Below are 24,988 nucleotides of genomic sequence, written 5' to 3'. Positions count from 1 at the left end.
CGTTACTTAGGAGGTTTTCAATGCGAAAGAAAATTTGGTTTATATGCCTTGCATTATTTATTACTATGATTTTCACTTCATGTAATGCAACAAATGCAAATTCGAAAGGGAAAATTAAACTTGGTGTAACAAGTTGGAAAGAAAATATTGCAACTGCAAACATGTGGAAAGTTTTATTAGAAGAAAAAGGCTACAAAGTTGAGCTCATGTATTTAGAAAAAGCCGCAATTTGGACTGGTGTTGCTCGTGGCGATGTTGATGCGAATTTAGAAGTATGGCTACCAGTTACAGATAAACCGCTAAACGATCGTTATAAAGATGATATTGTCTTAAAATCAAAATGGTACGAAGGTACTGGACTAGGTTTAGTCGTCCCTTCTTATATGAAAAACATAAACAGTATCGAAGATTTAAATGCTCATAAAGATGAACTAGATAATAAAATTGTCGGTATCGAACCCGGTAGTAGTCTTATGAATTTAACGAATAAAGCAATGAAAGAATATGATATAAAACTAAAACTTGTCCAATCCTCTGAAGCTGCGATGATGAGTGAACTAAAGAAAGCATATACAAAAAAGAAACCAATCGCTGTTACGCTTTGGAATCCGCATTGGGGGTTTTCAGAATTTGACTTGAAATATTTAAAAGACCCTAAGAAAGTATATGGTGAAAAAGATGACATTTATTACTCCGTTCGTAAAGGTTTCGAAAAAGATCACCCAGATGTTATAAAATACTTTGATAAATGGAAAATGAACGATGAACAGCTCGGTACGTTAATGGTCATGTTAAATAAAACAAAAGATCCTGAAGAAGCTGCGCGAAAATGGATTAATAAAAATCAAGCATTAGTTGATGAATGGGTAAAGGATTAATAAAAAGGCTAGAGAATTAATATATCCTCTAGCCTTTTTCATCTTATTTTTTCGTAACAACATCATCTACAATCCCATATTCCTTCGCTTCTTCTGCAGTCATAAAATAATCTCTTTCTGTATCATGTGCTACTCTTTCAATCGGTTGGCCTGTTTTTTCTGCAATCATTTTATTAATATCATGCTTTAACTTTAATATTCTTTTCGCAGTTATTTCAATTTCTGTTGCTTGCCCTTGTGCACCACCAAGCGGCTGATGAATCATAATTTCACTGTTAGGGAGCGCAAACCGTTTTCCTTTTGCTCCAGATAATAATAGCAATGCACCAAATGATGCCGCAAAGCCCATGCACAGCGTTTGCACATCTGGTTTAATTAAATTCATCGTATCTAATATTGCAAAACCTGCTGTCGTTGAACCGCCGGGGCTATTGATGTATAAGAATATATCTTTCTCTGCATCTTCTGCTTCTAAAAATAATAATTGAGCTACGACACTACTCGCTACTTGATCATTAATTTCTGAACCGATAATAATAATGCGGTCTTTTAATAACCTTGAATATATATCATAGGAACGTTCTCCTAATTTTGTTTGTTCTACTACATATGGAATTGCATTCATTTTAAATCCCTCCAATACTTGTTATGCTGCGCAAAGCATACAACTGTAGGAAGAAGGTTGTTTCACATTAAATAATAAGACTGGCTGTTTAGATGGTAACTTAGTAAAATCTATTGAGGGAAGCAGTTTCGTTAATAATTCCGGTCTCTCTTCTCGAATAGACGTTACTACAACTTCCATATCATCTGTGAATTCGACTATCTCGACCCCTTCTTCACTTACAGTTTTCAGCCTATTTCTACTCCGGAATAAAGAAGCTTTCACTGCACCTTCTGATACAGAACACACTTTAGCAATATCAGCGATACTATATTGAAAAACATCTTTTAATAATAAAATTGCGGATTGCTGTACATTTAATGAAGACAATACTTTCCCTACCATTTCATGCAAATCTGCAATGTTCTCATGTGGTTCTTCAAAAGTGATTTGTTCTCTTATTTTTTCATGAACAGACTTAGACTTCATCTGATCTAACCAACGATTTCTTGCTATTTTATAGACGAGTGTCATACAAATATCTTTATTTCTATATTTTTGAAGCACTTTACACACTGTTTCTTGGGCGAGATCTTCCCCATCCCATTTGTTTTTCGTTAAAAAAGTACAGTATCTTTTTAACTCTCCATATTGTTCAATTAAAAAGTTTATATTTGAATGATTCATATCGATACGGTTCTTTAAAACATGAGTTACTTTTGTGCACAAAATAACCACTCCTTTTCAGCGCTTACTTAATAAACGATTCAACATTAAAAAAAGTTACGGGGATATAAAAAAATAATGTTTATGTTCAATAATTCGCGGTCATAAATATGTTATGTACAATTTTACGTGAGGAGGAACAAATTTGCCAAAATTAACAATTGAAGGTGCGGGAACATTTGATGTAAAAGAAGGAACGAAGTTAGTATTAGCAATTGAAGATAGCGGTGTCAACATTCTTCATCGTTGCGGCGGGAATGCACGTTGCACAACTTGTAGAGTAGAAATACTAGCAGGTGATTTCTATGAAGCGAGTGCGAATGAGAAACATGCAATGACGGAAAAAGGGATTGAAGATCATTTACGATTATCTTGTCAAATGCGTGTACATAAAGATATAGTCGTTCGTCCGGTACTTACAGTTGAAAATTCAGGTCTTGATGCTGGACCGCGTCCGGCGGAGTAAAGCGATGAATTTAAAACAGCTCGCTGGCGAATATGCCGCTAACTTTGTAAATGATGGCATGAAGATTGGGCTTGGTACAGGTTCTACTGTATATTGGACAATACAAAAATTAGGTGAGCGTGTAAAAGAAGGATTATCATTTCAAGCTGTACCGACATCAAAGGAAACTGAAGCATTAGCACAGCAACTAAATATCCCCCTAATTTCGTTAAACGACGTACAAAGTCTTGATCTTACAATTGATGGAGCGGATGAAATTGATTCAAATTTACAACTTATAAAAGGCGGTGGCGGTGCATTACTTCGTGAAAAAATCGTTGCCTCTTCCTCTAAAGAACTAATTATCATTGCTGATGAATCGAAACTTGTAACACATTTAGGTACTTTTCCATTACCTATTGAAATCATCCCTTTTTCATGGAAACAAACCGAAAATAAAATTCAGTCTTTAGGGTGTCAAACAACATTACGTTTGAAAAATAATGAAACCTATATAACCGATAACAATAACATGATTATCGATTGTATATTCCCTAATTATATTTCTAGTCCTGCCCATTTACACACTCAATTAAAAATGATTACTGGTGTAGTTGAAACAGGGTTGTTTATAAGTATGACGAGTAAAGTAATTATCGGCGCTAAAAATGGGATAAAGGAATTGTAATAAAAGCTAACTTTTTAAAGTTGGCTTTTTAGTATGTTCTTCTCTTAATAGCGCTTTATTATGATATACTATGAAAACACAAGCTGATTACACTAGAAAGGACTGAACATTTTGCAATCCAAACTTATAACAGAACTTGCTGATTTAGAAACTGCCTTTCATATTCGAAAAGAAGTATTTGTAAAAGAACAAGGTGTCCCTCTTGCAGAGGAATTTGATACATTCGATGAAATCGGAGAGCAATGTAAACATATTTTAGTTTATTATAATGAGCTTCCTGTAGGCACAGGGCGTATACGATTTGTTGATGGTGTCGGAAAATTAGAACGTATTTGTATTTTAAAAGATTATCGTACATACGGATTAGGTAAAGTCATCATTCAAACGTTAGAAGAACTTGCTCGTAACGAACAAGCTACAAAAGTGAAACTACACGGGCAAACACAAGCTGAAGGATTTTATAAAAAATTAGGTTATGAAACTTCTTCTGATATATTTATGGAAGATGGCATTCCGCACATACTTATGACGAAAATGTTATCATAATAAAAAGGGTAGTGTATGAATCTTATGTATTCATACACTACCCTTTATTATTAATAGAAAAGTGAATTCTCAAGATTCTCTTTTGAAATCAAAGCCCATCATCTCTTAGTTCATATCTAGGTAAAGCTTACACTGTTTTCCATAATGATAATGCATAAATCCAGTTCGGATCACCATTTCCTTGATAACTCTGGACTGCTTCATATACTTTTCCTTCGTGTAGAACTCTATCTCCCTTTTTATATGCTTTTTTTGCATCCCACGCTTCATATGAAGCGCTTTCGGTTTTTGTAGTAATTGTGAATATATCACTCTGTACGGATTCATTTCCAGCTACATCAACAGCTTTTACTACATATTTATAAGTAGTATTAGCGAGCAGATTTTTATCCATATAAGAAGTTGTATTGGATGTTGCAATCTTTTTCATTGATCCTTCTGTTTCTCTATAAATATCGTAATGGTCTACACCAATATTATCGTCAGATGGACTCCACATTAAATCCACACTTGACGCTGTCGTTCCCATACTATGTAATCCTTTTGGTTGTGTTGGTGCTTCTGTATCAGGAATCTCAACTGTTGTTTTTACTGTAAGCGCTGTACTTTCCTTCGATACATTGCCAGCTGCGTCAATTGCTTTTACAGTATAAGAGTATTCTGTGCTTGGTTGTAATTTCTTATCAATAAAATGAGTGCCTATTACTGTATCAATTATCTCTCCGTTACGGAAGATTTGATATCCTTTTACCCCTACATTATCCGTAGAAGCGTTCCATGTTAGTTCTACACTATTCGCTGTTACTTTTTGCGTCTGAAGTCCATTTGGAATACTTGGCGCTTCTATGTCTGGTTTCACATCATTAATAAGATTAACATCAATTACATTATAGAATGCATTTGCTGTATCAGCTACATCCCATACTGCTAAAATCACATGATATCCACTACGATCAGTAGGTACATTGATTTTATGAGTTAAATTATTTGAAGCTGCAGAACCATCATGTTGTACAGTTCCAATTGGTTCGAAATCTGCTCTTGTTAGCGATTTATTTGGATTCCATCCTTTTTTAGTAATATAGTAATGCCACTTACTCGTTAAGTGAGGCGCAGTATACTTCCAAGTAAATGTATTTTCCCCACCAGTGATTGTATTTTTAAACCAACGATTTGCTGTTTGTTGATCTAAAATACCACCAAATTTTCCGCCTGCTGAAGCAATTTGTCCATCTACTGGACCACCTTGTAGGAACCCTTTTGGAGCTTCTAAACTTTGTGGTTCATACATAACACTTCCACAGTTTACATTTAGCGCACCATAAGTTGGACTACATAAAGCGGATCGGCTACTAGGCTTTTCAACAAAACCGTGCGCATAAGCATTTTGAGGAATAAGTGTCGTACTAATAATTCCAGCTGTTAATACTAAAGCTCCTAAACTTTTTTTGTTCATTTTCATATTTTGTAGTTGTTTTAAAAATCGATTATTCATGTTCATGTCTCCTTCTTGTTATACTTTGTAGTGGAATGTGGGCTTTGATGTAAAAGAATAACAAGAGACAAACTTGTACCGATGTATGTGTTAATTATACATACACCGCAGTGAAATTATATTTTCCTTGCGAAATATTTCACTTTATGAATATATCATGACATAGAAATTACCTGAGTATGTGCAGAAGTTGTGCAGAAACAGTGAAATTATTACTAACATGTAAAACTAAGTCCTAACATTTTAAAATACAATTTGAATATATTTATCTATCATCTTTACTTCATAATTAACAATACATTTAACTGGTTAACTTTTATTCTTATACTTATATCTCTCAGTGCCTTAGTTTTAACCATACTAGATATTAAAAATAAGAATTATAAAGTTAAATAAAAAGCATCCTATTTAGATGCTTTTCTAATGTATAATTTCATTTTTTCACTGACCTACAAATATAAAAATTTCATCAACAGCTTCCTTATATCCACCTGATTTTTGGAAAGATTTCTTCAAATTCAAAGCGACTTCTTTAAATGACGGATTATTTAATACCATTTCTACACTTTCACTTAGTTGATCCGCAGTTAATCCTTGCATTTGTAATTTTATTCCTGCTCCAAGACTCTCCACTTGCTTTGCGACTACTGGCTGATCTGCACTTTGCGGTATTACAACGAGCGGAATCCCGTTATACAGTCCTTCATGCGCACTGTTCATCCCGCCGTGTGTAATAAATAGTTTCGTATATGTAAGCAGCTCAGTTTGGGGTACATAGTTTTTCACAATGAAGTTTTTAGGAATTTCGCCTAGATCACTTATTTTTGTTTTACTACCAATAGACATAACAATTGTATGCTCACTATTCTCAAAGGCCTTCATACACAGTTTATAAAAGTCAATCGCTTCATTAAAAACAGTACCTAATGAAATATAAATCGGACTTTTTTCTTCAATTGAAGTAAAATCAACGTCTCTGTTTTTCATTTGTGCAGAGATAGATGGTCCTACAAATTTATATGTTTCATCAAACGTATCACCAAAAGGCTGGAACTCCTTAATTGTATATACAATAGTAAGGGGTGCAGGATTACAGAAAACTTCATACGATGATTTTATTTCAACACCATATTTTTCAACAATTCCCTTCGTTAAGTTTTGAAAATCATTCTGTATTTTATCATAAATTTCTACTGGGATATTTTTTGATAGATGACCTAACATTTGCTCAAAGGATTTTTCATCCTGCGCAAAAGATGTGCATGAATTTATGGCTGGAAGTTTAAGGATTTGAGCAATTAAATGGCCACAGCCAAACATAGAATCATGAATTATGTAATCAAAATGTTCACCTTCAATTTGTTCTAGAACGCTAGGTATGACAATATCCGCTGTATTTTGATCATCAATCGTTCGTACAGTAGCACCTGTCTTCTCAATCCGCTCCCTGAAAGCTTCTATTGAAAAATAAACGACCTCTTCACCACCAGAAATCAATTCTTCTACAACTTGTAAAGTTGGATTTATATGTCCTTCTGATCCAGCGTTAATAAATAAAACACGCGCCATAATAAACACTCCTTACGTTAAATCGTTTCTATGTTGGCAAGAGTACGGATTTTCTCCATACTCTTTTCTTAGTTGTTCGTATCATATTCCTGCTAAATTGACCTAGCAAGTCTAAAACCGAGATCTTCTATATGAAATGTAGGATGGCTTCGGCGACGACAAGTAGCGCCGCAACCTCTCGCTGCTTCAGCCCAACTACCTCCACGAAAAATGCGGTATGTTCCGTATACTTTTTCATCATACAAATCATAGCACCATTCCCAAACGTTCCCTAACATATCATAGAGTCCCCATGCATTCGGTTCCTTTTGGCCAACGTCATGAATATGTCCATTTGAATTTTCATTATACCATGCTATATCATAAAGTTTCCTGTATGTATATCCGGTTGTACCTGCTTTACATGCATATTGCCACTCTGCCTCAGATGGCAATCGGTAGCCATTTGAATCTAACTTACATCTAACAATTTGACCACCATCACTAATAGAATAATATTCTTTTAATCCCGCTTTTTTTGAAAGTACATTACAAAACGCAATGGCATCGTTCCATGAAATATTTACAACTGGTTTATGATTATTTTCAAAATTATTTAATGTACTATTTGTAATAGCATCATATAGTTCCGTTGTTACAGCATACTTTGCAAGAAGAAATGGTTGAATTTGCACTAGCCATTCTTTTTTTATTCGATCATCTCTTAATACTACCTCTCCAGCTGGAATATTTACCATTAATGAATCGATTGTTTGAATTAAATCATTAGTCATTTTCTATTCCTCCAAACGTTCATTTTATATGAATTTATAGTCATATACTCATTACAAAATACATTTTTCAAAAAGTGTTAAATTTTTCATAATAAAAAACGATTAGTTTAATTAAACTAATCGGTAAGATCCAAAAAGAATTGTTATGTCACATTCTATTATTATATGTGCTCTAAAAATTTCCGAACCTCATTTGGAGATTTTAAAACAATAACCTTTTTCTCTTCGGACAATTGCTCTAACCCTTTTAAAATTGTAGGTCGTTTAGCATTAGGATATTCCCATATCCATTTAAAAAATTGCAAATCAAATCTTTCTTCACATTCCGCGCCCATATCTGGTCTTGTTTTATTCCGGTATTTTACAATTCTTTTAAAAGCACGATAAATACAAATTGTTCTATGCATATCAAGGAAGATAATTGTATCAGCTGCATTCAGTCTTATACCCATCGTCCCGCCATAATTCCCATCAATAATCCACTTCTCATCTTTAATTAAGTTATTTTGAACTGCTATTTGTTCTTCTCTCGGAACACCTTCCCAATTCGGTTTCCAAAATAATACATCAAGATGATGCACCTTAATATTTAATTTATTTCCTAACTGCCTTGCTAATGTAGATTTTCCTGAACCACCAGAACCAATTAATATTATTTTTTTCATACCTTTACGATACCTTCTATAATTTCTTCAATATCTTCCTTATTAGCAAAAATCCAGAAGAACATTTCTTCATTTAACTTTAATAAACCTGGTAACTGGACAAAATAAGCAATAAAGATAATTTGAATTGAAAGCATAACATACCAAATAGCTTTTAGTTCTTCTTTCGTTAAATCATTTTGTTTATAATAACCTTCAAAGACTTTGCTAACAATATGTAACCATTTTCCTCTTAATCTTTCATCACTAAATAGCTCGCTTAATACACTTGTACAGCAATAACATAAATCAAATATTTTTACATTATTTTCTAAAATCTCAAAATCTATAAACCCTTCCAGTTTATCATCTTTAAAGATTACATTTGATAGATGCATATCACGATGAATAATTTGTCTCGGTAATGGATGGACCGTTTCCTTGAAAGTTGCGTGCATTCGCTCCATCTTTTGAATTACCTCTCGATGAACATACTCATTCTTTTCTAGAATCGGTATAGCCCATTCAAATACTATCTTATATAAATCTCTTTTTATTAACTCCTGGTCACTATTCACCGAATGTAATGCTTTGTGCAGATTAGCTATTTCTTCTCCAATTGTACTTGCTAGCCTTTCCAGCTTATTCGTATCTTTTATTTCTAAAACACTTCCGGCAACATACTCATATAAGCAATAATATTTTTCTTTATATAATACATATTGTTCATCATTTTCTGTCTTTACTACTCTCTGTACTTTAATTCCCTTTTCATACAGTTGCTTCAAAACATCGAATTCAACTAGAAGTTGCTTTATCGATCCCGTTCTCTTTAAAATGTACTCTTTATTCTTGCATAAAACCTTCGCTACTTTTGGTTGAATTACAGTAGCTGTGACATGTTCATTTTGAAACCAAAACTTTGCAATTTCCAGTGCTTGTTCCATTTACAAATACCCCTTTTGCAATTCTTATTTCTTCCGAAAAATAACCTCACACAGTATTCCCACTCCAACACCAATTGTATAAGCCACTAAATCACTCCACAAAAAACCGTATCCCAACACGAGTCCGCCTAAAGTCGTTGCACGAATGCTATCTATCCACTTCGCATGATACAATTGGCTCACTTCAATCCCGTAGCAAAACATTAAACTAATAAAAGCCAACTTCTTCGTCTCTGTTTTAGGAAACAAAAATCCAAAGCCAGTGAAAATCATTAATGCCCATAAAGCATCGCCTAAGTAATTATTTAATAGATGTGGTAGTGCAAAAGAAAACTTTCTTGAGCTAAGACCTAAAATAATAACAACTATAGTAAATAGTGCATATAATACTCTATTTCGTTTCGTATTCATTTTAAAGTCCCCTAATATGTAATGTAAAACTGTAAATAGCTAGTAAAACAAAGTTATTTTACTAGCTATTTATTAGTTGCTTTAATGATAAGAAAATGTGGATTCGTATTTAGATAATAATATGATTTTTCGTCTACTTCTTTCATCTTTTCAATTGCCTTCGGTTCCACTATCTCTTCTAATACAAAATAATTTGTAGTTTCATTTAGTATGTCTTGTAATGATCTTCTGAAAAACTTGACTTCAATAGTAATATTCGGTTTAACCCAAGTATCTATTAATAACTGTTTTTCAAAATAATTTTTACATGGAAACTTTGTGAAATCCATAAAAGGATGATGAATAGAATAAATAAGTTCCCCACCAGGCTTCAATACACGACGAAATTCTTGAAATACTTGATTCCAATTTTCTAAGTAATGAAGAGTTAACGAACTTACAATCACATCATACGTATTATTTTCAAATGGCAATGTTTCTTGCAGATCATGACAAAGGAACGTTGCTTCTTCTCCTATATTTTCTTTTGCTGCTTTTACCATTTCAGGACTTACATCAATTGCTGTAACATTTGCTCCTCTTCCTATGAATTGAGAAGTATACCATCCAGCTGCACATCCAGCATCTAATATCTTTTTTCCTTCTAGTTCCTTTGGAATAAGCTCCATCATCGCCGGTCTTTCATAATAACTGTTATATGGATTTGCGAAATCTAGATTTTCTTTATATGTACTCGCTAATTTATCATACGTATCTTTAATCGAATCTTTCATTACACACACTCCTAATACATATTAATCCATTAACTTCTGCTGCTTTTTCTTTGAAAATGATTGTAGTACTAAATCATACGACCAATCAATCATTTTATTAATTTGCTCCTGCTCTATATCCTTATGAATATAAACGGTATTCCAATGTTTTTTATTCATATGATACCCTGGAATAATTGTTTCTGGATAATCTTCTCTTATTCTTAATGCGACTTCTGGATCACACTTCAATGTAATCGCAGCTTTTTCGCCTTCTTCATGATTTACTATCGCAAATATTTTATTATTAAGCCTCATACATGTTGCACTCCAGCCATCTGGAGAATCTTCTGTCGCTTTTCTTTTCGATAAACAGTACGCTCTTGTTGCATTCATTTTAATTGGCACCTCTTATTCTTTCCCTGTTTGATTACGATGCATCACAATTTGCTTCGTTGCTTGAAATTGCTGCTCACCGTAAAACTTTATTAGCTTCTCACCGCAAAATAGACTAACAATATCAATATGAGATATTTCTCGAAGTAATATTGTAAGCATTTTCTCTCCAATACCTTTATTTCTTACATTCTCATGTACGACAACATCTTCAATGTATGCTCGAAAAACACCATCAGAAACGACTCTAGCAAATCCAACTAATTCATTTTCTTCCCATACTCCAATGGCTATACTATTCTTTAACATTTTTTCAATATCGACTTCTTTTCTTTCTGGCCACCAACCGACAGAATCATAAAGCTTCTTTATTTTTTCTGCACAGATTGGTTGTTCTTGTTGCAATATATACGTGTACATATTCTTTCTCCCATCAACCAGTAAACATAATATTATTATCCCGCATTAACGGGCAGTAAGACCCCACTGATTAAAGTTTCACTTTATAATCTCTTTTCAAAAAAGTGCTGACTATGACCTTTCGGGTGATCTTCAACGACACCATACTCCCTGTAACCATGCTTTTTTTAAAATTCTGGTGCTTGGAAACTAAATGAATCTAGCAATATTAATCTACACCCTTTTTCCTTCGCAATACCTTCAATTTTATGTAACAGTTGACTGCCATAACCGTCATGACGGACTGATTCATCAACCCATAAAAAGTCGATATGAAGGTGATAAAAATACATCGTACCTGTTACACCACCAAAAATTTTTCCTTCTTCATTTTTTACTACGAGGCTTACTTCTTCCATCGGCTGTCTTGCCTCATCTGTTAAGATGGACATATTATATTGAATAACTTTATTTTTAATATATTCTCCTTCAGTACGTGTACCGTTCTCTATATGTTTCATATACATTGCTTCCTTTCATCTTAGTAAGCTACATTTTATTTTTTCTCTTTAAAATACTAATACATACGAATCCACCATATGTAACAAAGCATGAAAAGCCAATTATCCCTGGTACAGAGACATTGCCTACCCTTATGTAACTTATAACTGCAAAACAAGCGATAGACAATAAAATAGATGGCCAAAATATAACAGCTATTTTTCTTCGTCCTCGTTTCGATGTACTTTCTTTCTCTTCAGAAACACGTGTGCCAAAAAGCAATACAATACAAATAAGGATCGCTGCAAAGTAAATTGTATCTAATGATAAATTGTGATCATATAGTGCGATTCCAACTTCAAGAGCAATAATCGTTATAATTAAAATAATGATTGTTGAAGTCTTTAAGTTTCTTTTCAATTGCTCACTCCTAGCATGCTTTCACTATATTCTTTGTATATGTATTTCAAAGCTACTGCAAAAGCTTCATCTACCTCTTTATTTTCACGTCGACTAGGTAAATCTTTTCCCCCAATAACATAAAGAAACGGAAATTCGTTAAACATTCCTATTATACCAATAAATTCAATATCGAATATAAAAAACCTTTTCAGCAGATCATATCAGCTATTAAAATAAGAAAAAGGTAGCATGAATTACTCCTTGCTACCGAAAAACATTTATTCTTCTATAGGATTTTCAGGCCCGTTAAGCTCCAATTGATAAAAAGCTAAATCTAGCCATTTATTAAACTTATAACCAGCTTTTTTTATTGTCCCTGCATGAGCAAATCCATAGTTTTGATGCAAGGCAATACTTTTTTCATTCTCTGCATCAATTCCAGCAATTAAGGTCATATACTCTCTTTCCTTCGCAATTTTGATTAATTCTTTCATTAATGAAGACCCAATGCCATTTTTTCTATATGCCTTATCTACATACACAGAATGTTCAACTGAATATTTATAAGCAGGCCACGCTCTAAATGGGCCGAATGTCGCAAACCCTACTACTTTATTATCTAATTCATATACGAAAATGGGATACCCTTCAGCCTTTTTTTGTTCATACCAATCTATTCTATTTTCAAGGGTTACAGGTTTATACGCATATACAGCTGTTGTATAAAGTATCGCATCGTTATAAATATCTAAAATGTATGCTAAATCTCTTTTCGTTGCTTCCCTTATCATTATTTTCTTCCTTTCATCATGTTCATCTTATTTCACTATTTTTTTAATAGTTTTATTTTATCGAAATTTCCAATTTTTATCTACATACGAATACTAGCTTTTCGGAAACCATCAAATATATTTATTGCAGCAGATAACATATAAAAGAAAATTCCTCCCCCAATGAGCCACGTTTTAAACTCCTCTGGGGAAATAGTAAATGCATTTGCCAAATACGTAATAAATCCTGCGTTAAATAAATGTGGATTTACTACAATTACAATGAATACTATCGTCCCAGCTACTTGAAGAATAGCATTTCCAATCGCCAATCTTTGCGTCCATTGTCCTTGCACTAATTTATAAAGGGATATACCTATTTCAAAAACGATCATAATTACAATGATTGGCCAGTACTGCAGTAAAACAGCTTGATTAAAAGTTGGCGAGACAAACTTCAGTCCATTTGCCGTACCATGATATACGCCAACAAGATGATTCGCATAAAAGTAAAGTGTAGCCCAAACTGCTGTCCACATTAAACCTCCAAAAACTTCAAACTTTGAGATTGCTTTTTTCTTTGGGATATACGAGATGTTTTTCAAATCATCTGGTGTCCATTTTTTAAAACTTGTCGTCAACGGCTGAATACCTTTGTCTTTATCTGTTCTTTCTAAAATAACAAACACAAGTGTCAACCAGAAAAATACATGAAGACCCACTTCAAAAATTTCCCCAATACCTTTACCTATCAATTGTAAAATAACATTTAATACCGCTTGATCACCACTATAGCCTATAAAATTTTCTGCAACCATTGATATGAGTGCAATGATTGCTGCGATTGGTATAATCATTTTTAACAAGGTCGTATATACATCAAAATAACGTGGTCCAATTAAATGCATCGGTCTATCCAGATAACCATTAGCCAATGAAACCGGACTACCCAATTTTTCGAGAACGCTCTTTACATCTTCTTCATTATAATCTTCAGGTAACATATCCTCTATAGTTGACCTTAGTTCAAGTGTAATATCTTCACGATTTTTTTCAGGTAATCTCTTCGCAACTTCCTGGATATAGAGATCAATTAAATTCATTCTCTTCCTCCTCCTTTAATAAGTTATAAAGTTCTTTCGAATCCTTTATCCATTCCTTTTTTAACTGCAAAAATATTTCTAATCCATATTCACTTAAAACATAATATTTACGAGGTCTACTCTCCGTTTTATCCCAACTACTCGTTACTAGCTCCTGCTTTTCTAATCTGCGAAGTAATGGATATAAAGTACTTTGATCAATTGTAATCCCTGATTGCTCCAATAACTGGACAAGTGAATATCCGTACTGCGGCGTTCTTAATTGGCTTAAAACAGCTAACGTTAATGTCCCTCTTCTTAACTCAGTAATTAACGAGTTTAATAAAGTATCCATTCACTCACCTCATTTCCATTACTATATGTCATACAGTATGTGTTTTATACTATGTATCGTACAGTATTAGTGTGACAAAAACTGTGCTTTTTTAGCTAAGTTATATATATATCTATAACACTCTAAAAGGTAGCAACCTTAACTACTAATTTTGAAATTCCAGTAATGCTATATTAAGTTACAAGTCTCGTACACATATGATGTGACCATAACATCTCACTATAGGAAGCTAATAAAACGGAAAATTACCATGGTTGAATGATTCCTGTTTTATTCTTTAGGCACTGTTGATTTCACACTGTTTTCAGCACCTAATCAACGTTATTTCCTTCATAAACTTCATCTGGTTCAAAATCTCTATTTTTATTTGGCTTATTAAAGTAAAATAAAAAAACAATTAAATTAGGTTAATTGTTTTTCAAATGCAAAATCTTTATTTTTTTAAATAACCTATGATATTCGAAAAGACAAACTCTCCAAATGCAAGTGGTATATAAATAAACCATAACTTTAATATTGCCTTTGTTTCTTTGTGATCAGAATCCCCCATTAAAACCAACCCAATCCTTTTTCTTCTAATATTTTCATTTTAATTCCAATAACAAGGAAATTATACCATTTATTAATGTTATAGTCTATTTTTTCTAAAAATTAGATAAATAAAACTTTTGTATTCCCTCAATATTCAGATAAACATAATATTTTTTTTACGTTTCATCTTCAAAGTCTATAATGAGTCCTTTTAGAACTGCTTCATTACCAATCGATTAGATCCCGTGACCAATAAAATCCATCTTAAATTCTTCCCACTCTAACTGCTCTTTTGTGATTCATCGTCACATTATGATGAATCACTCATACATTATCTAGAAGTAAAAACCCTAATTCACTTTTCTCTTAAAGAGCACAATTCAAATGTGCTCTTTTTAAGTCTGTTCGAATAAAATTAAAAATCCTATTGATAAACAAAAAATCTCGTTTATCAATAGGATTCATTAGCTATATATAGCGATTATAGCGAACTCCATCGCCTATTACTAAAGTCAAACTGATTTAAGTAATATAAACTCCCCTTTTTCTTTAGAAAATGGAACAACCTCTACAATCGCCTCAACATTAATTACTCCGTAAACATGCGGATATTCTTGACCGTTTGAAGCAAGTTCATATTTTACTTCTGCTTTTAATAGGGCTGGATCAATTGTAAGTAATAAAACATCTTCTTCATGCTTGAAATATTTTTCTGCAACTTTTAAAGCTTGATCTAATAATGAACAATGAATAAATCCCTCTTCTATAAGTGATTCTTCATTAATTTCTCCAGTTGTTTTTGTGATTTCCCAATTACTTTTCGTAATTACTTTTGTAATCATAGTGACTCTCCCTTTTTAATTTATGTAATGATATAATAACACTAAATTTTCAACACGTGCTTAATAGATTGGGGACTTATAATGGATAAACCTCTCACTGCATTACAAACTATTATTATACATATGAATACAAATGAGTATTGGCATGATTTTATTTGTTATTGTCAGCATCGCAAAGCGGGACTTCGAAAATTAGCTTATATACATTTAGAGACATTTATTTCAAATGCAAAGAAATGGGAATCAAAAGATCAAGAAGAGTTTGCCATTTCGCTGTTTACTATTTTAGATGCATTAAACGAAAAAGATGAGGTCTTAACTTTCTCACTAAATAGTTTTCTAATTGACATTCTATATAGATGGACAGAAAACAACCCATTTGATTCAAGACCTTTTAGATGGATAGGAATTTATATGGACTCTAGCAATAAAGATGACGATTTAGAAAAATTCCTTCGAAAAGCGATTGAATTAGGTGGTGATACCGAACAAGAAGCTATGATATACCTAGTTTCTAATTACATTAATACTTTAGAATTTGGCACACATGAATTCCCTTCAGGTTATTGCGGAGATTTAAGCGAATGTATAGAAAAACTTCCCTATATGCTTCAATTAACTAATAGAATTCAGAATAAGAACATAAAGGAGCAAAACATTGGTCAAATACAAGAACAACTACACCTTATTCTAGATTGGTTAAAACATACACAAACTCCAGTAGATGCTGTTCGTACATGGGAAAAAGAACAAACTAAGAAATTAGAAAATAGCATCGTATATCATTTAAACAACAGCTCAAGTCATTAATTCGTCTACCATTTCAATATAAAAAAGAGGATCTTCATACTGTACTAGAAAATCCTCTTTTTATATTTATCCCACATTAACTTGCAGTAAAACTCCCCACTGATTATAGTTTCACTTTATTTTAATCCTTTAATTAAAGGTGACGCTTTTCCGCTATGGAAAATCCATAAATCATGAAGTGATCTCGTACATCCAACATATAGTAACTTTGCATCATGTTTTGTATTTTTGTAATGTTCCTCATCCACATCAATTAAAAGCACCGCATCAAATTCTAAACCTTTCGCTAAATAGACAGGTACTACTGATATACCACCTTCATATTTACTTTGGTTTGCTTCAATTACGTTTACCGTTAATCCTGCATTTGTTAATTCCACATATATATCACGGCATTCATCTTCTGTTCTTCCGATTACCGCAATTGTTTTCACATCTGCATTTTGCAAATGTTTTACCGTCTTCACAATTTCAGTAAATTGATTTTCTGCATGAATTACTTTCACATCTTCTCCACTGCGGAAGACTGGTGTTGCGAGTCCTACTGGGATTTCTGCATTTTTAATTATTTCATTTGCAAATTCAATAATTTCTTTTGTAGAACGATAACTTCTTGTCAATTCATAATAACCGGTTTCTTGGAATACTTCCTTAAAAGCATTCCAATCTTCAATTCCTTGGTAATCATAAATCGCTTGCGATAAATCACCTAATATAGTGAAAGAATTACCTAATGTAATTTCTTTTAATACATAAACTTGGAAAGGCGAAAAATCTTGCGCTTCATCAATAACAACGTGATGAAACTTCTGCCCGATTTCAATCCCTGTTATACGATGATGTATGTATATTAAAGCTGGTAAATCTTCTACATACACTTCTTTTTTACGACAACTCTTTTCTGTTTCTTTAACAAGTTCTTCAGGTAATACCTCAAGTATTTCTTTACTTTTTACTATTGAACTATACAGTGAAAGAGCACTCGTTTTCGGCCAAAACTTCATATATGCGTTCAGTCTCTTAGTCGCTTCTTTTTTAAGTAATTTTTTCTCGTTTGTTTCCCCGAATTTTTTAAGCTCAATTTCAATCCAGCGCTTCATTCGTCCTACTAATCGTTCTCTTCTTTTCTGTAAAGGATAATGTTTATATTCAACTTGCATCCATTTTTTAATATCTTCTACTGGAATAATCGCTCTATCCCACGCCTCAAAATCTTTTGTCGGAACTAACTCATTTTCAAATTGGATCATTCTCTCTTCAATAAACGTCTTAAATTCCAACGTACCCTTTAATTTACCTAGCATTACCTTCTTTTCATCACGATTAATTGAAAATGCTTCTTTCAATTTTTCTTCTGTCTGCTTTAGTTTCACTGAATCATCTAACGTACGTAATGCCCAATCTGGAAACGTTGTTTGACTAATATTCCCTACACCTAATTCAGGAAGTACACTCGAAATATAGTCTAAAAACAGACTATTCGGTGCAAATACGATCATTCTTTCTGCTTCTAGTTGTTCACGATATTCATAAATTAAAAAAGCAAGGCGATGTAAAGCAATTGTTGTCTTTCCACTCCCTGCAACCCCTTGAATAAGTAATGGTAAATTTCTTTCCGCTCGAATAATATCATTTTGTTCCGATTGAATCGTTGAAACAATATCCTTTAGCTTATTATCTTTATTCTCACCTAATCGATATAGAAGAAAATCATCGGCATGTGATACATCCTCATTTCCTTTTACATATGTATCAACAACACGTTCAAGTTCTCTTTTTCGAATGGAAATGTTTCGTTTTAAATACACATCACCTTCTACTAACCCATCTGGTGATTGATAAAATGCTAATTCTTCTCCACCGGTAAATGAATAAAACATACTTGCGACAGGCGCCCGCCAATCAATAATGATTGGCTTCATCGTGTCCATATCCGAAACCCCTACTTTTCCGATATAAATCGGCATAACTTCTTCTTTTCCATCTTCCTGAAAATCTAACCTTCCAAAGTACGGCTCTTGCACACCAATACGTAAGTTTTGTCTATTAGACTCCCTCATACTTTCAAGAATTTGCTCTTTAAAATCTTCTCCATAATAAACTGGGATTTTTTCAAGCTTATCCAATTGCTCATCCATCGTATGTAAAGTATCCTTCATTTTTTGTAACTCATCTTCAAATATGTTGCTCATTTCGACGATTCCCTCCTGTCCGTTCTAATTTTTCAGTCGAAGTATCATTGTATTAAAAATCCAATCATAAAGTCAATAGTTTCCATTTAAATTTTCCGAAAAAACTTACTTTTCATCTTTCTAATTTAAAAAGAATATGCAACATCTAAATCATACACATATAGTATAGTGATGCATGTAAAAGATACTTCTTTCTATTTGTCTCCTATTTAATTTATCTATTAAAAAACATTGTAAAAATTAAAGACTTTAATCAATGGGCGTTTTACTGCCCATAAATAGTAGGATAAATAAAAGTAAAGGAGGCTCTTCAAATGAATATTTTGAATCTATCTCAAGATTAAATATGCTTTTATCTGGCTGTATCCTTATGGTTTGTTGGTCAATTATGTATGTTGAAATATATAGACTTACAAAATCCGTCTGGCATGCGTTATCATGCATGCGATCGAGGATGCTGTTCCTACTGTTTTAGTTACCATAACAGGGATTATTACCCTTACAAACAGTAGTGATTTTTGGTTAAATCCTATTAGCGGGGTCGCTGCTACTGTTTTATTTCTCGGAATTGGAATCGTACTAAGAACTATAAGAATAAAAAGAGAACGACAATTATTCACACAATAAAAAGCAGATAATGAATTCGTCATTATCTGCTTTCCAATTTTTAAAACTACCTTATTATATTTTTTGATACATAAGCCAGTCACCAGATTCTATCACTTTCTTTAACATCTTTTTATCTTGAGCGATATACACATATGCCTCAATTTCCCTATCAGCAACATATACTGTTTGCGTAATTCGATCATATAAATCAGTCTCCGCATTACCTGTATATTCTTCTAGTTCATCTAACTTACACAATATCTCATCATTTACTACATAAACTTCTCCATACACCTTTTCTTCAATCGAATAAGTCATGGCCGGATATCCTTCATTCGTATCAAATAATTTTCCATATGTCCAAGCTCTGTCTGCAATGCATGTTGCACCTAGCATATAATGAGCATTCGTTTGTCCTCTTCTTAACGTGCCATAAACGAAAACATGATACATAAATTCTTATCCCCTTTATATGTCTCTACTTTCTTATTTGTAAATAAGCACGAATCATAAAGTAACTCACTTCATTCGGAAGCTGTTCTTTAATAGATTTCAGACCACCCTCTGCATTTTGAACGGCAGTTTCAATAAGAGATTCATACTCTGATGGAACAAAACTTTGCCACTCTACTTCCATTCCATCCTCGTAGCAGCGAATTAAATGGTTTTCGATTGTTTGTCTTGATAAGTTGCGTTCTTTTGCAATCTCATTCAAATCAATACCTTGTTTATACATTTCATACGTTTCTAAATGAGAATTTGCGGACGCTTTTCCTGACTTTTTACGCTCTGAAACTACTTCTGTCTTAATCGTTTCAGCATAATTTGGATTTTCTTCAATAAAATGCTGAACTGCTTGTAAGAAGTGCGAGCCATATTTCACAAGTTTGTGTTCTCCGATACCTTTTACCGTCAACAATTCGGAATCACTTTGCGGCATTTTCACGCACATATCTTTCAATGTTTGGTCAGAGAAAATAACGAACGGAGGTACACCTTCTCCTTGTGCAATTTCTTTACGTACTTCACGAAGCACTTCAAATAAAGGATGGTCTTGAACAATTTGTCTTGTCTCTACTCGTTCTTTTCGTAAAACATTCTCTTTACCAAGTAATACTTCTTTCCCTTTTTCTGTTACTTTTAACGTCGGATAAGTGCCATGTTCAACTGCAATTAACTCATCTGAAATTAAAAACTCAATAAACTCACTGACCTCTTTTACACTACGGTTCGATAAAAGCCCATACGTTGGTAAAGTATGAAAATTAAATTCAATAACTTTCTTATTTTTCGACCCCGTTAATACTTGCGCTATCATTTGCTTTCCAAAGCGTTGGTTCGTTCTAATCATGCATGATAAAACCATTTGTGATTCCCTTGTCACATCGATGCTCTCGCGATTGTCTGTACAATTACCACAGCGTCCACAATCTTCTTTCGGTTCTTCTCCAAAGTATTGCAAAATGAATGATTGTAAACATTGTTCTGTATGACAGTAATCGGTCATATTTTGCAATTTTTCAAGTTCATTTGAAAAACGTGATTCTCCAGTTGATTGATCAATTAAAAAACGCTGTACTTGTACATCTTGAGAAGAATATAACAATATACATGTACTATCTAATCCGTCACGACCAGCACGTCCTGCTTCTTGATAGTAACTTTCCATATTTTTTGGAAGCTGATAATGAATTACGTAACGAATATTCGATTTATCAATACCCATCCCGAATGCAGATGTTGCTACCATTACACTTACTTCATCTCGTAAAAAGAGTTCTTGTTGCTCATTTCGATCACTATCACTCATACCAGCGTGATATTTTGATACAGAAACTCCTGCCTTCATTAAATCTTCATATAACTGATCGACTACTTTTCTAGTAGCTGCATAGATAATCCCAGATTCCTTTTGATTTTGACGAATATAATCCGCCAAATATGCATTTCGATCTTGCCCTTTAATGACAGAAAACGATAAGTTCTCACGCTCAAACGTTGTCATAATTGTATTTTCTTGATTAATTTCAAGTGTATTACAAATATCATCACGTACTTGCGGTGTTGCTGTTGCTGTTAATGCTAATACGAGCGGCTTTTCTGGAAGATAATCTAATATGCGATGTATATGTAAATAACTTGGACGGAAATCATGTCCCCACTGTGAAATACAGTGTGCTTCATCAATCGCAATCATAGGGATTTTCATATCGATAAGTTGGTCAACAAACTCCATCGAATCAAGACGCTCAGGCGCGACATAAAGTAATTTGTAATGTCCTTGTTTCGCTAATTGAATTCGCTGATTTGCTTCAGCAATAGAAATAGAACTATTAATATATGTAGCTGAAATGCCATTCTGTACCAATGTATCTACTTGATCCTTCATAAGTGATATTAAAGGAGATATAACCAACGTCGTTCCTTCAAATACTAATGCCGGAATTTGATAACAAATTGACTTACCGCCACCCGTTGGCATAATACAAACTGTATCTTTCCCATCTAGTACATTTTTAATTGTTTCATCTTGTCCTCTTCGAAACGAAGAATAACCAAAGTAGGACGCTAAAAGTTCTTGTGCTTTAGTAAACAAAAAAGAGTCACCTGCTTTTCTTTATCTTTCATCTACTCCTATTATATCATCTCTTATGCATCATGAAAGTGATGAATACATGACTAACAGCCTGCTTTTTCATTATTTTATGCTTCTTTACGTTTTTGAGAATGATTAGCAATTATAACGAATTTCAAAATAAATACACATTTTATTAATTCTCCTTGAATACTACTAATCTTATACATATGAATTCAGGGGGTTACTATATGAAGCACCGTAATATTAGTTCCATCAAACAGAAAACGGTATCGAACCAACTCCAATTCTCAAATAATGAAGCGTGGAAATATGAATCATACTATAAGTACCAGCCATTACTCTCTTATAAAAAGCTTTTACATTTTCTTTCTCAACTTTTTAGACGTTAATATATGCGCAAAAAAATGTATCATTCACAGAAGTTTTCTCAATATTAAACGTATAGACTTACTACAATTCAGTTGTTACCATATATAATAATCTGTTGGATAAATCCCTTAAGTTGACCTGCTTATATTAGCAGGTCTTTTTCATGATTACATACTTCTGTGCACTTCAATCCCACTTCCAAGTCTTTTCTCCATTTTATAACTATATTTAACCCCAGCAATTAATGATAATCATAAATTGTTGGGATTTAAATTGTTCACATATAATTATGCAATTCTTCTTTCTCAATACACAAAACACATTTTACTTGTTACTATAAAAGTACTCCAGATGAGTTTTTGCTCATCGACATTATCTAGTTAATGGGGCCTGCCGCGGGAAGCAGGTCCCTTTGACTTTATGACGGTATCAATTTCATTTGGACACATTTACCAGGTTTTTTCAAAAGAATTTTATGATAATATTACGTAGTCGAGTCCGACATCTCGGCAATACCCTTTTGAGGGGCTGCAACTTCCCTTGCAGCCCCTCTTTTACTTTATATTCATTTTATTCATATATACCACAACATCATTCATCGAATTTCTCCATTTCAAATTCCCTAAAAATAATCTAGGACACGTAACTAAAAATAAATATTTATCATACTTTGAGTTATACATGTTCAAAGGAGTGTTACTATTTATGTATTCTTATTGGCAATCGTATTACTCCCCCTACCATAACCCTTATGTAAACTATGATTTATCCGTACGTAACTACCGAATTAGTAAAAACGAGAATTTTTTAAAAGGGTATATGCGTTCTTTATGGGAACAACACGTCGCTTGGACGAGATTGGCTATTATAAGTATTATATTTAATTTACCAGATGTTAACGTTACTGTTGGACGGCTTCTACAAAACGCAACACACATGGGACTATCACTTGAACCATTTTACGGTGAGGATGCAGTGAAAAAATATAGTGCATTAATTAAAGATCACTTAGTAATTGCAGCGGATCTTGTTAAAGCTGCAAAAGCTGGTGATCAAAATGCAGCGGCCGCTATAGAGAAAAAATGGTACGCTAATGGTGATGAAATTACTGAATTTCTTAACAGTATTAACCCATATATTGATAAAGAAGAATTTAGAAAAATGTTTTATGAACATTTAGCACTAACGAAAGCAGAAGCACTTGCCTTCCTAAATAAGGATTATGAAGCAGGAGTAAAACTTTACGATAAAATTGAAAAAGAAGCATTAGAAATGGCCGACATGATAACAAACGCAATCGTAAAACAATTCCCGCAAGTATTTCAATAAAGTGAAACTTTAATCAGAGTAGGTTACTACTCATTAATACTGGATATTTCACCTCTCCTCTTTACATTTAGCTTATATCGATATATTTTATTAATATCCGTTTTTTATAGGAGGAAATAGTTTGATTAACGCCATTGGTCTCGTTTTTATACTTACAAATAAACACGAGAAAAAAAAGAAAGTTTACCTAAATGAAAAATTTGCACTAATAGATATTATTGATTCTAAAGAAGTATTTGATGATGACGGGAATTCTTTAGTAGAACTAACATGTAAATACAGTATATATTTAGATGAAAAATATTACTGTAAATCTCTCGATGATTATACCGGACAAGTATTTCCTTTCTTAAGTGCAAAAATAGGAAAAGGTCTTCTAAGAAACTTAAACTACTACTTTTCTTACGTTGATGCCTATGATAAGAAACCACCAGTTAAAGAAATAAGACCACTTATGAAACAAGTAACGAACAGATAGCCAAAAATACAAAAAAAGAAAGCATCTAACTCTGGATGTTTTCTTTTTTATTGAAAACTCATTAACTTTCATCCTCTTCTAAAAGTATGTATCCAAGCATATTTTAAATTAAAAACATTGGAGGATTAGAGTGAATGAAATACTCAGAAACAATTATAAGCAAACGACTTCGAATACTTAAAATGACGGGTATGTTTTTCATGCTAGTGTTAATAGCATGGATTGGATATACAAAATTACTTTATGAAAACGGATTCCTTCAAGAAAAAAAGAATTCAGTAGAAGTAATGAATACTAGCATTACAGGAGAAATAGAGCAGCTTTTTCATATAAACTTGCAAGGTTATCGAAAAACAAGCCTTGATGCTGTTATAGAAGCAAGTAAAACCGATCCAAGCGAACTATCCCTAATTGAACTGGTCAACAAATCCTGCTCGCGAGATTGCATAGGCGAACCAGTAACATATGTAAACTCAAACAATGGATATATCTTTTATAAGGAATCTAATGGAACTAATGTAGCTATAACGGTTAAAAAGAAAGACACATGGGTAATTGTAAAGAAATCTGTTCAAGATGGATTATAATTCCCCCCAAAAAAAGAGTACGTATCGTACTCTTTTTTATTATTAATCCCCTTCCTCTTCATCCCTACAATGACATTTCGGTTTTGTTTTACAATGACATTTTTCACACTCACATTTCGGTTTCTCTTTGCAACAACATTCGTGAAAATCTCTGCGTTTACATCTACATCTCCCAAACATTAAATCATCCCAAAATTTATTGCAATTTCGGGAATGCGCACAATGACAAGTATTCCCCATGAATATACTTCCTCCTAAA

Annotated in this window: 28 protein-coding genes, 3 pseudogenes and 1 riboswitch; of the genes and pseudogenes, 9 read left to right on the top strand and 22 right to left on the bottom strand. The window is 33.1% G+C overall.

The features are described 5' to 3' along the window. Positions 1-20 precede the first annotated feature (20 nt). Positions 21-878 carry a glycine betaine ABC transporter substrate-binding protein gene (locus ACQRBL_RS12680; RefSeq protein ID WP_411995562.1) on the top strand — a complete coding sequence of 286 codons (858 nt, stop codon included), beginning with the start codon at positions 21-23 and terminating at the stop codon, positions 876-878. Positions 879-921: 43 nt separating this feature from the next. Here the strand turns inward: ACQRBL_RS12680 and clpP are convergent, their stop codons facing one another. Both clpP and ACQRBL_RS12670 read right to left on the bottom strand, forming a co-directional pair. Further along, complete coding sequence (gene clpP, locus ACQRBL_RS12675) at positions 922-1,503, bottom strand: ATP-dependent Clp endopeptidase proteolytic subunit ClpP (protein WP_000991612.1); 582 nt, start codon at positions 1,501-1,503, stop codon at positions 922-924. A 21-nt stretch (positions 1,504-1,524) separates the two neighbouring features. Beyond that, the gene (locus tag ACQRBL_RS12670) at positions 1,525-2,211 is read right to left on the bottom strand and encodes an RNA polymerase subunit sigma-70 (protein ID WP_000337521.1); all 687 of its coding nucleotides are present in this window, start codon (positions 2,209-2,211) and stop codon (positions 1,525-1,527) included. A gap of 142 nt (positions 2,212-2,353) precedes the next feature. Here ACQRBL_RS12670 and ACQRBL_RS12665 point away from each other — a divergent pair, with 142 nt between their 5' ends. From ACQRBL_RS12665 to ACQRBL_RS12655, 3 genes are all read left to right on the top strand, one after another. Continuing rightward, positions 2,354-2,674: a 2Fe-2S iron-sulfur cluster-binding protein gene (locus ACQRBL_RS12665; protein ID WP_411995563.1), complete on the top strand. Its 321-nt coding sequence runs from the start codon at positions 2,354-2,356 to the stop codon at positions 2,672-2,674. Positions 2,675-2,678: 4 nt separating this feature from the next. Beyond that, positions 2,679-3,341, top strand: coding sequence for a ribose 5-phosphate isomerase A (gene rpiA / locus ACQRBL_RS12660; RefSeq protein ID WP_078993750.1), 663 nt, complete (start codon positions 2,679-2,681; stop codon positions 3,339-3,341). 111 nt (positions 3,342-3,452) lie between these two features. Then, complete coding sequence (locus ACQRBL_RS12655; RefSeq protein WP_071732119.1) at positions 3,453-3,887, top strand: GNAT family N-acetyltransferase; 435 nt, start codon at positions 3,453-3,455, stop codon at positions 3,885-3,887. Positions 3,888-4,014: 127 nt separating this feature from the next. On the opposite strand, the gene ACQRBL_RS12650 is transcribed toward ACQRBL_RS12655, so the two are convergent. The 16 genes and pseudogenes from ACQRBL_RS12650 to ACQRBL_RS12575 form a co-directional block, all read right to left on the bottom strand. Further along, entirely contained in the window at positions 4,015-5,382 is a 1,368-nt protein-coding gene (locus ACQRBL_RS12650; RefSeq protein WP_411995564.1) for a lytic polysaccharide monooxygenase, read from the bottom strand. 441 nt (positions 5,383-5,823) lie between these two features. Beyond that, the gene (locus ACQRBL_RS12645) at positions 5,824-6,951 is read right to left on the bottom strand and encodes a macrolide family glycosyltransferase (protein WP_411995565.1); all 1,128 of its coding nucleotides are present in this window, start codon (positions 6,949-6,951) and stop codon (positions 5,824-5,826) included. A gap of 92 nt (positions 6,952-7,043) precedes the next feature. Beyond that, positions 7,044-7,724 carry a formylglycine-generating enzyme family protein gene (locus ACQRBL_RS12640; RefSeq protein ID WP_411995566.1) on the bottom strand — a complete coding sequence of 227 codons (681 nt, stop codon included), beginning with the start codon at positions 7,722-7,724 and terminating at the stop codon, positions 7,044-7,046. A 161-nt stretch (positions 7,725-7,885) separates the two neighbouring features. Beyond that, entirely contained in the window at positions 7,886-8,389 is a 504-nt protein-coding gene (locus ACQRBL_RS12635; RefSeq protein WP_023522168.1) for a DNA topology modulation protein, read from the bottom strand. Continuing rightward, positions 8,386-9,315, bottom strand: a complete 930-nt coding sequence (locus ACQRBL_RS12630) for a phosphotransferase enzyme family protein (protein ID WP_023522169.1) — start codon at positions 9,313-9,315, stop codon at positions 8,386-8,388. Before ACQRBL_RS12630 ends, ACQRBL_RS12635 begins: the two co-directional genes overlap by 4 nt. A gap of 24 nt (positions 9,316-9,339) precedes the next feature. Continuing rightward, the gene (locus tag ACQRBL_RS12625; RefSeq protein WP_023522170.1) at positions 9,340-9,726 is read right to left on the bottom strand and encodes a DUF2809 domain-containing protein; all 387 of its coding nucleotides are present in this window, start codon (positions 9,724-9,726) and stop codon (positions 9,340-9,342) included. A 65-nt stretch (positions 9,727-9,791) separates the two neighbouring features. Continuing rightward, positions 9,792-10,499 (bottom strand): class I SAM-dependent methyltransferase, encoded by a 708-nt coding sequence (locus tag ACQRBL_RS12620; RefSeq protein ID WP_023522171.1) that lies wholly within the window; start codon positions 10,497-10,499, stop codon positions 9,792-9,794. A gap of 21 nt (positions 10,500-10,520) precedes the next feature. After that, entirely contained in the window at positions 10,521-10,874 is a 354-nt protein-coding gene (locus ACQRBL_RS12615) for an MmcQ/YjbR family DNA-binding protein (protein ID WP_411995567.1), read from the bottom strand. 15 nt (positions 10,875-10,889) lie between these two features. Next, positions 10,890-11,294, bottom strand: coding sequence for a GNAT family N-acetyltransferase (locus ACQRBL_RS12610; protein WP_411995568.1), 405 nt, complete (start codon positions 11,292-11,294; stop codon positions 10,890-10,892). 83 nt (positions 11,295-11,377) lie between these two features. Further along, positions 11,378-11,794 (bottom strand): annotated as a pseudogene (locus ACQRBL_RS12605) (GNAT family N-acetyltransferase). Positions 11,795-11,822: 28 nt separating this feature from the next. Next, on the bottom strand, positions 11,823-12,194 hold the full coding sequence (locus ACQRBL_RS12600) for a hypothetical protein (RefSeq protein ID WP_411995569.1): 372 nt from the start codon (positions 12,192-12,194) through the stop codon (positions 11,823-11,825). Beyond that, positions 12,191-12,355: pseudogene (locus tag ACQRBL_RS12595) on the bottom strand (serine hydrolase); the annotation flags it as partial. The gene ACQRBL_RS12600 and the pseudogene ACQRBL_RS12595, both read right to left, overlap by 4 nt. Positions 12,356-12,454: 99 nt before the next feature. After that, positions 12,455-12,967, bottom strand: a complete 513-nt coding sequence (locus ACQRBL_RS12590) for a GNAT family N-acetyltransferase (RefSeq protein WP_097966357.1) — start codon at positions 12,965-12,967, stop codon at positions 12,455-12,457. Between the two features lie 80 nt (positions 12,968-13,047). Then, on the bottom strand, positions 13,048-14,049 hold the full coding sequence (locus tag ACQRBL_RS12585) for an HAAS signaling domain-containing protein (RefSeq protein ID WP_411995570.1): 1,002 nt from the start codon (positions 14,047-14,049) through the stop codon (positions 13,048-13,050). Then, positions 14,036-14,383 (bottom strand): PadR family transcriptional regulator, encoded by a 348-nt coding sequence (locus ACQRBL_RS12580; protein ID WP_000380295.1) that lies wholly within the window; start codon positions 14,381-14,383, stop codon positions 14,036-14,038. The genes ACQRBL_RS12585 and ACQRBL_RS12580 overlap by 14 nt, the downstream gene beginning before the upstream one ends. Positions 14,384-15,362: 979 nt before the next feature. Next, positions 15,363-15,424, bottom strand: a riboswitch (Fluoride riboswitch). 2 nt (positions 15,425-15,426) lie between these two features. Beyond that, positions 15,427-15,756 carry a DUF952 domain-containing protein gene (locus ACQRBL_RS12575; RefSeq protein ID WP_023522179.1) on the bottom strand — a complete coding sequence of 110 codons (330 nt, stop codon included), beginning with the start codon at positions 15,754-15,756 and terminating at the stop codon, positions 15,427-15,429. An 81-nt stretch (positions 15,757-15,837) separates the two neighbouring features. Here ACQRBL_RS12575 and ACQRBL_RS12570 point away from each other — a divergent pair, with 81 nt between their 5' ends. After that, a complete protein-coding gene (locus ACQRBL_RS12570) occupies positions 15,838-16,566 on the top strand; it encodes a hypothetical protein (protein WP_023522180.1) in 729 nt (242 codons plus the stop codon). Between the two features lie 116 nt (positions 16,567-16,682). On the opposite strand, the gene ACQRBL_RS12565 is transcribed toward ACQRBL_RS12570, so the two are convergent. Continuing rightward, entirely contained in the window at positions 16,683-18,758 is a 2,076-nt protein-coding gene (locus ACQRBL_RS12565; RefSeq protein ID WP_411995571.1) for a HelD family protein, read from the bottom strand. 313 nt (positions 18,759-19,071) lie between these two features. Between ACQRBL_RS12565 and ACQRBL_RS12560 the strand changes: the two are divergent. Then, positions 19,072-19,385: pseudogene (locus tag ACQRBL_RS12560) on the top strand (CPBP family intramembrane glutamate endopeptidase); the annotation flags it as partial. Positions 19,386-19,439: 54 nt separating this feature from the next. Here ACQRBL_RS12560 and ACQRBL_RS12555 read toward each other — a convergent pair. Both ACQRBL_RS12555 and recQ read right to left on the bottom strand, forming a co-directional pair. Beyond that, a complete protein-coding gene (locus tag ACQRBL_RS12555) occupies positions 19,440-19,820 on the bottom strand; it encodes a gamma-glutamylcyclotransferase family protein (protein ID WP_063547535.1) in 381 nt (126 codons plus the stop codon). Positions 19,821-19,845: 25 nt separating this feature from the next. Continuing rightward, entirely contained in the window at positions 19,846-21,963 is a 2,118-nt protein-coding gene (gene recQ / locus ACQRBL_RS12550) for a DNA helicase RecQ (protein ID WP_063547537.1), read from the bottom strand. Positions 21,964-23,040: 1,077 nt separating this feature from the next. Between recQ and ACQRBL_RS12545 the strand changes: the two genes are divergently transcribed. The 3 genes from ACQRBL_RS12545 (at position 23,041) to ACQRBL_RS12535 (ending at position 24,729) form a co-directional block, all read left to right on the top strand. Next, positions 23,041-23,664: a hypothetical protein gene (locus tag ACQRBL_RS12545; protein WP_063547539.1), complete on the top strand. Its 624-nt coding sequence runs from the start codon at positions 23,041-23,043 to the stop codon at positions 23,662-23,664. Positions 23,665-23,785: 121 nt separating this feature from the next. Next, positions 23,786-24,142 (top strand): cytoplasmic protein, encoded by a 357-nt coding sequence (locus ACQRBL_RS12540; RefSeq protein ID WP_128854407.1) that lies wholly within the window; start codon positions 23,786-23,788, stop codon positions 24,140-24,142. Positions 24,143-24,276: 134 nt separating this feature from the next. After that, positions 24,277-24,729 carry a hypothetical protein gene (locus ACQRBL_RS12535; protein WP_000877573.1) on the top strand — a complete coding sequence of 151 codons (453 nt, stop codon included), beginning with the start codon at positions 24,277-24,279 and terminating at the stop codon, positions 24,727-24,729. Here the strand turns inward: ACQRBL_RS12535 and ACQRBL_RS12530 are convergent. Continuing rightward, positions 24,714-24,905: a hypothetical protein gene (locus tag ACQRBL_RS12530; protein ID WP_065484010.1), complete on the bottom strand. Its 192-nt coding sequence runs from the start codon at positions 24,903-24,905 to the stop codon at positions 24,714-24,716. The genes ACQRBL_RS12535 and ACQRBL_RS12530 overlap by 16 nt on opposite strands. Positions 24,906-24,988 lie beyond the last annotated feature (83 nt).

Source organism: Bacillus sp. AF62 (assembly GCF_050312695.1).
Lineage (GTDB): Bacteria > Bacillota > Bacilli > Bacillales > Bacillaceae_G > Bacillus_A > Bacillus_A cereus.
This window is presented reverse-complemented; position numbering and strand designations above follow the sequence as displayed.